Origin of the sequence: Actinomadura geliboluensis (assembly GCF_005889745.1) — a bacterium.
Taxonomy (GTDB): domain Bacteria; phylum Actinomycetota; class Actinomycetes; order Streptosporangiales; family Streptosporangiaceae; genus Spirillospora; species Spirillospora geliboluensis.
Genome location: NZ_VCKZ01000491.1, coordinates 1 through 6,299 on the forward strand (window position 1 = coordinate 1; position 6,299 = coordinate 6,299).

Annotated in this window: 5 protein-coding genes and 1 pseudogene; all 6 read right to left on the reverse strand. The window is 66.4% G+C overall.

Annotated elements, in window-relative coordinates; genetic code table 11:
- Positions 1–2,065, reverse strand: a 2,065-nt coding sequence (locus ETD96_RS39360) for a lantibiotic dehydratase family protein (protein ID WP_240808548.1), incomplete at its 3' end; no start/stop codon positions are given.
- Between the two features lie 215 nt (positions 2,066–2,280).
- On the reverse strand, positions 2,281–2,478 hold the full coding sequence (locus ETD96_RS39365) for an FxLD family lanthipeptide (RefSeq protein WP_138641579.1): 198 nt from the start codon (positions 2,476–2,478) through the stop codon (positions 2,281–2,283).
- Positions 2,479–2,540: 62 nt separating this feature from the next.
- A complete protein-coding gene (gene fxlM / locus ETD96_RS39370; protein WP_138641580.1) occupies positions 2,541–3,767 on the reverse strand; it encodes a methyltransferase, FxLD system in 1,227 nt (408 codons plus the stop codon).
- A gap of 358 nt (positions 3,768–4,125) precedes the next feature.
- Entirely contained in the window at positions 4,126–4,884 is a 759-nt protein-coding gene (locus ETD96_RS47230; RefSeq protein WP_240808549.1) for a DUF6879 family protein, read from the reverse strand.
- A gap of 78 nt (positions 4,885–4,962) precedes the next feature.
- Positions 4,963–5,616 (reverse strand): DUF5753 domain-containing protein, encoded by a 654-nt coding sequence (locus ETD96_RS39380; RefSeq protein WP_240808550.1) that lies wholly within the window; start codon positions 5,614–5,616, stop codon positions 4,963–4,965.
- Positions 5,617–5,922 (reverse strand): annotated as a pseudogene (locus ETD96_RS48330) (helix-turn-helix domain-containing protein); the annotation flags it as partial.
- Between the last annotated feature and the right edge of the window lie 377 nt (positions 5,923–6,299).

Sequence of the window (6,299 nt, forward strand, 5' to 3'; positions counted from 1 at the left end):
CCATAGGGACCACCAGCTCAGCCGGGCGTCCTATCCAGGATAGGGCGTCGACTGATGTGTCTTCGCGGAGCTCGAGTTGTTCAGTGCGATCAAGTCGGGTGCGCAGCAAGTGTTGGTCTAACGGCCTGTCCAGATTGAGAGGTAGGCGCAGCTCCCCTTGGCATGCCACGACTCGAGCCGGGATCCGCCATCGGTCCCGCCATCGCCTGAGCGTCACCTCCCACTTGTTGCCGGTCGTGTGGTCGCTGGTGAGGAGCCAACGCGCCCCGGACAGCACCGTGCGTCGATATCGGATGCGCGGCACAAACGGCAAGGTGCGGGCGGCCCCCAGATCGAACGGCCCGAACACAGTGCTACGAGCATCGGAGACCTCGGCCAGGAACCGAGCCAAGGGCGGAGTTTGCACCAAGGAGTCCAGCGCATGAGGGATGTGTGCGATCACCCGCCGCCCTGTGGAGCGCTGCACCAGGTACATGTGGTCGGCGTCGGCGGTGACCGCGAGGTCCTCCAGCCTGATCACGATGTGATTGGAGGTTGCGATGGCGATGTGCTCGGAGAGCGGCAGCAGGGCCGCCTCGGCGTGTGGAGCGACACGAACGACGTTGTCGTTGTGCGGGCGGCGCGGCGGAAACGACAACAGCGCGACCACGGGGCCCTCGTCGGCGTAGCTATCGGCGATGCGGGCACGGTCGCGCTCGTCCAGCAGATGGGCGAACCTGCCGACCATGCTGGTGTGGGCACGCGGCGCGGCCACCACTCGCAGTTCGAATTCGCCGCGGTCGATCTCTTCCGTAGAGGCGGCGTGCAAGGCAACACCGAGCTCGACGCGGCGCGGGGCGAGCGCGTCGGTATGGTCGCCTACCGAAAGCGCCCGGACGTCGTCCTCCGTCAGCACGATCTCCTCCGCGCCCTCTATGGCCGCCTTTTGGACCAGCGACAGCAGGACGGCGTCGCGCTCGGTCAGCATCCGCCATGCAGGCCTGGCGCGAGGTGCTCCTAGATAGCCCTGTGGATAGCCGAGACCTGAGTCGGCGAGCAGCGCTCGCACGGGAACCAGCGCACCGAGGCCGTAGCGGGCGCGGAATCGGGAGTGGTAGTCCAGCCACGCCGCCGTGCCGAACGGCTGGGGAGAGACTCTGAGTAGGACGTCGGCGACGCGTTCGGCCTCCTCCAGGACGAGGCGGGGAAGAGCAAGGTGGGCGTCGAGCCGCAGGTCTGCCGCCAGCACGTGGTCGATCCCGGGTTGCAGGTCGCGCATCCTGGTGGTGATCATGCTGCGGAGCAATGCTGCCTGAGTCGCGTCGGCTGTGGTGTTGTGCCGTGCGATCTGTGAGCTGATCGCCTCCACCTGGTCCTGCAATGCGCTGACGTCGTCGAGTTCCTGAACGTCGGGTTCCTGGGCATTCGCCGTTCGAAGCGTCCGGACGAGGTGTATTAGCGGATCGAGAGCGGTCGATGGGGGACGCAGGTCGGTGATGAGGAAGCCGCCCTCGACCAGACCGAACAGCATGTGCTGAATGCGTTCGACGGCAACGTTCGGGAACCGGCGGGCCATTCGCTCGACCAAGGCGTCCAGCCTGATCGGCGTGGCAGCCTGCTCAAGGGCGTACTCGATCGGCTTGGTGAAGTGCACCGACGCCTCTTGAAGCGGTCCCGGCGAGCGCGCCCCCGACTCGGCACGCCTGGGCACGATGAAGCGGCCGTCGCGAACGATGCCGGCGTTGTCGGTGACCACCGCCAGCCGGCCCAGCAGGGGCCGGTTCCGTTCAAGCCGCTCGATCAGGTCGGTGACCCACTCGGCGTCAGCACGGATCACCAGCTCATGATCCGTGCCGATCTTCGCAATCGCAGGACCGATGTCGACGGTAGTGATCCCTGCGAACAGGCCAAACGGGGTGGCACGTCGCTCCCACCGCAGCATGTAGGACGCCAGTGATGTCACAGCTCGCTGCAGCCGGCGCTTGGAGGCGTGGCCAGTGAGGAGGCGGCCGATCTGCGCGGCCAGGGTGGGGCTGGCCAGTCCAACCGCTTCGCGGACGTCGGTGCGTGTCCAGATTCGCTCCAACCAAGCCCGCCCACCTTGGCTAAATGCCAGGGGGTCGCCAGGGTCGAGATCGCTTGGTGGAGTGAGGCTTTCGGGGCATGTTGTCGTACGGAGCAGCACCAGCCCGGTGTGTCGGAAACCTTGAGGGGCCGTCATGGCACATCCTTCCTGCGCACCATCGCCCTACCGGACGGCGCCCAGGCGATGGACGCCGCCCGTTCGGACGGGCGGCTATCTCAAGCCGGGTCGTTGGAGCTGGTGCTGCAGGCGCTGGTGCTGCAGGTGCTGCCGCAGCCGTCGCTGGTGGAGCACATCATGGTCACCAGCGGCGTGGTGCTCTCCACTACGCGCATGTCCAGCACGAACTCGTCCTCACTGACTTCGGCCGGGGTGTCGAGCAGTTCGGTGGCGTCCAGGGTCAGATGCGGGGACATCGGCTCCTCCTCAGGTACGGGACGGTCAACGGGTTGTGCTTCCCGGCTCGCCAAGGCGATGGTCAATCCGCCTCAGGCCAGGAGATCGAGACCGCCCCGTGGCGCTTGGTGAGTACAGCGGAGCGGCCGGAGGGAGGGGCGGGAGGGCTGCCAACTGGCCAAAACCCGAAGGTGGGCTCGCTGGAGCGGCCATGTCGGTCCCATGCCTGAATTTGTTCGGTGAGCGCGGCGGCCACACCTCGACCGTGAGAGCCGTAGGCGGTCGCGCCGAATTCGACACCGCCGCCATCCAGCGCGGGGCGGACCGCCAGGTAGGCGAAGGAGTCGCCACGCACAACTCCGAACGGGAACCACGTCTTGCCGAGTTGCGACGCCAGTTCGGTGTCCGGATCAGCTCCGACACGGCAGAAGCCCGATAGAAAGGCCGCGAGCCACAGGTGCAGGTCTGCGAAGGAGACGCCGTTGGCGATGGTGACGCCAGACCACACCGAGACCGGGTCGGTCGCCAGGACACCATCGAGTTCGGCGGTCGGCCCAGGAACGTCAGAGTCGAATTGCAGCTTGATGTGCTTGCCGTACCGGTCCGGCAGCAGAAACGTCCGCTCGGCGTGAGCCCCCTCGCCTCTCATCGGAACGAACCCGGCCACTTCGACGTCGATGCTCGTCAGGTGGTCGCCGTTGCGACGGAAGGCGATCGTCCGGGTGATGCCGTTCATCCGAAGCGGCACCACCAAGACGCCATCGGCAGCGAGTTGATCCAGCCAAGCCGGAAGGACGTCCCAGGCACCGACCGTGACAAGAATTCGATCGAACTGCTTGAAGCCGGCGATGGGGTGATGGGCGTCGGCCTGCATGATCGTGACCCGCCTGCCGTATCCGGCTCTCTCCAGCAGGTCACGAGCACGCTTGGTGATCTCGGTGTCGATGTCGACGCTGACGACATGTCCGTCCGGTTCGACCACTTCGGCTAGGAGCGCGGCGTTGTAGCCGCCGGACCCGATCTCCAGCACCGTCATGCCGGGTGCGAGTCCGGACATCTCGATCATGCGGACCTGGATGTAGGTCGCGCTGACCGAGGAGATGTGCGCACCGTGCTCGTCAATCTTCGTGATCACCGGACTGTCGACGCTGTAGACGACGTCCAAGGGCGTACCAGCGGGAACGAACATCTCTCGTGGGACCGTGCGGAACGCCTTCTCCACTGCCGGCGACACGATCTGGCCCTGGGTGAGCAGCGTCTCGGCCAGCTCATGGCGCATCCGTGCTGCTGAGTTGGAGTCGTCGGTCATGCCCACCGCCTGGATCACCTAGTTCCCTCGATTGGTCGAAATCGCTGGTGCATCGAGCCCCCGACTCGGAGCCCGCTTCGATGGGCGGGCCGATGCCGCAGGGAGCCTGGCATGACCTGGCGACGGCCACCGGAAGGCACACCCGACACCGCCGAGTCGACCGGGTGACGTGGTCTGCCGCGAGAAGACGGCAAGGCACCTCACCAGGCCCAATCCGATGGGCGAGAGGTCATGGTTTGCTCCCCTCAGGCAGGAAGTGGCTGCACCAATGACCTTGACGCTCCGGAGCCCTCCCCGGAAAGAGATTTGGCGACCTTTGGCCCCTCACTGCAGGGGAGGAACCCAAGCCCGTCTGCCGTCAGTGGCGGCTAGGGAGTTCGTACTGCTCGTGCGGGATCGCGCGCTCCCATACTCGCTCGAACGCGGCCAGGCAGCGCGCCACCACGTCAGGATCGTTACTGCTCTTCTCCTCAGGGATCTCGGTCCCGTCTCCGGAACAGAAGTTGAACATCACCAGCTTGTGGTCGAAGAGCCAGAAGTCCGCGCCGGGCAGCATCAGATCCCAGGCCCGCTCACGCGGCAACCAGCGCACGTCCTCACCGGCCGCGACGTTCTGAGAAGTGAGCATGTGCTCCCAGCGGATGTAGTCCGACGGCGGCTCGGAGACCACGCGGGCGCGGCGGATCGTCACACCCCGCCCGATCGCGTCCTGGACTGTCTTCCGCCAGTTCGCCATCTCGTACCAGCCTGAGCCGCCCGACACGAAGTCTTGGTAGGCCGGGTGGGAGGGGTCGTAGGTGTCGCGCATCTCCAGATGCAGCGCGGTGTGCTTGGCGACCTGGAGGACCTCGGTGCTGTCTGCCGGACCGTGTCCGAGACGTCCGGGCTCGTAGGTGCTGGCGGCGGCCTCGGCGATGATCGAGGCCATGCGGGCGGGAAGCCGCACTACCGCCTCGTCGGAGTGCAGGTTCCCGTGCCTGGCGATCTCAGCGATCAGTAGGGGATCGGTGATGAGCAGACCCTGGAAGTAGAAGTCGCCGGTGTCGGGATCGACGTACACCGCAGGGCACCGGCCCTCCGGCGAGTCAGGGTCTTCACCGACCAGATCGAACGCCATCACAGTCCTCCGTTCAGCTTCGTACGGGCGGGCTCAGGCGCGCATGCGGCCCTCGGCCGACCCTGATCCTGCCCCGGCTCAAGCGTCAAGCCGCTCACGGGCACTGGTGATGATTTGTCTGGCTTTCTCACCGTGGACGGCCAGACCGAAAAGCCGCTCCCAGGCCGCCACATAATCAGCAATCTCAGCCGGCTGGGACACCGACAAGAATCCCGACACCAACTCCACCGTGACCAGCTCGGAATCGCTGATGACGAAAGTGTGCTCGGGCCACACCCGGTGTTCGGCACGAGAGCGTTCAGCCTCCAACGGGATGATTCCGAGGGACACCGACGGCAACCGGGCCGCAGCCAGCAGATACGACAACTGCTCGGCGTGCGCCTTGGCGGGGATGACACGGTGATGAAGGACCTGTTCCTCCAACAGGAACACAAACCGGGCGCCGCGACGCCGTAGCACTCGTTGCCGTTCCATACGCTCGTCCACGGCCGCAGCGACGTCGTCCACCTCGACGTGCTGCTCGATGCGCACCGACTCCAGCGCTGCAGTGGTGTAGGCCCTCGTCTGCAGCAGCCCCGGGATCACATGCACGCAGTAAGTGCGCATGAGCTTGGCCCGCTCATACCGCTCACGGACGGACTCCTGGGCGCCCTTGAGACCCCCGCGGTTGAGTTGCCGGTAGGTCAGCCACATCCGTTCGACGCTGGCCTGCTCGGCCAGCAACTCGCTCATGCGCTGCTCAGAAGCCCCACATATCGTGCACCACAGCCGGACATGCTCCGCCGACGCCGGACGGACGGCCCGCTCGATCTTCGAGATGTTCGTCGAGTCCCGCCATCCCGCTATGCGGGCGAACTCCACACCGGAAATTCCCGCATCCGTGCGAAGCGCGCGGAGTTGGTCAGCCAGCCGCTGTCGAGCGGCCTGCGCGCTGGACGAAGACGACGAAGGCATCCCCTCCATCCAACCGCAGCCACACCTCCCCAGGGCATTCGGCGGTGCTGCCGAGCCAGAGAGAGGGACCACGTCTGAGATCATCCAACTCAGACACGTATGTCCGACTGCGCGAAGCGAGGGGAAGTTCGGGACGGGCCCCACCCTGCTCGTGCGGGGACAACCCCGTGTAGTCCTGCCACAACGCCGGTAAGAGCGGACCACCCCCACTCGCGCGGGAGAACCTGCTGGCCGAGCGGCACATCTTCGACAACATCGGACCACCCCCGCCCGCGCGGGGAGAACTCGGCCCGCACCGGTTCCGCCGCACCATGGCCGACAACGGATCACCCCGGCCCGCGCGGGGAGAACGTCGCGTCCGGCGGCACGGTCAGCACCGTCGCCGGATCACCCCCGCCCGCGCGGGGAGAGCCCGATCGAGTTCTCCTCGGCTCACGTCCTGTGCGGACCACCCCCGCCCG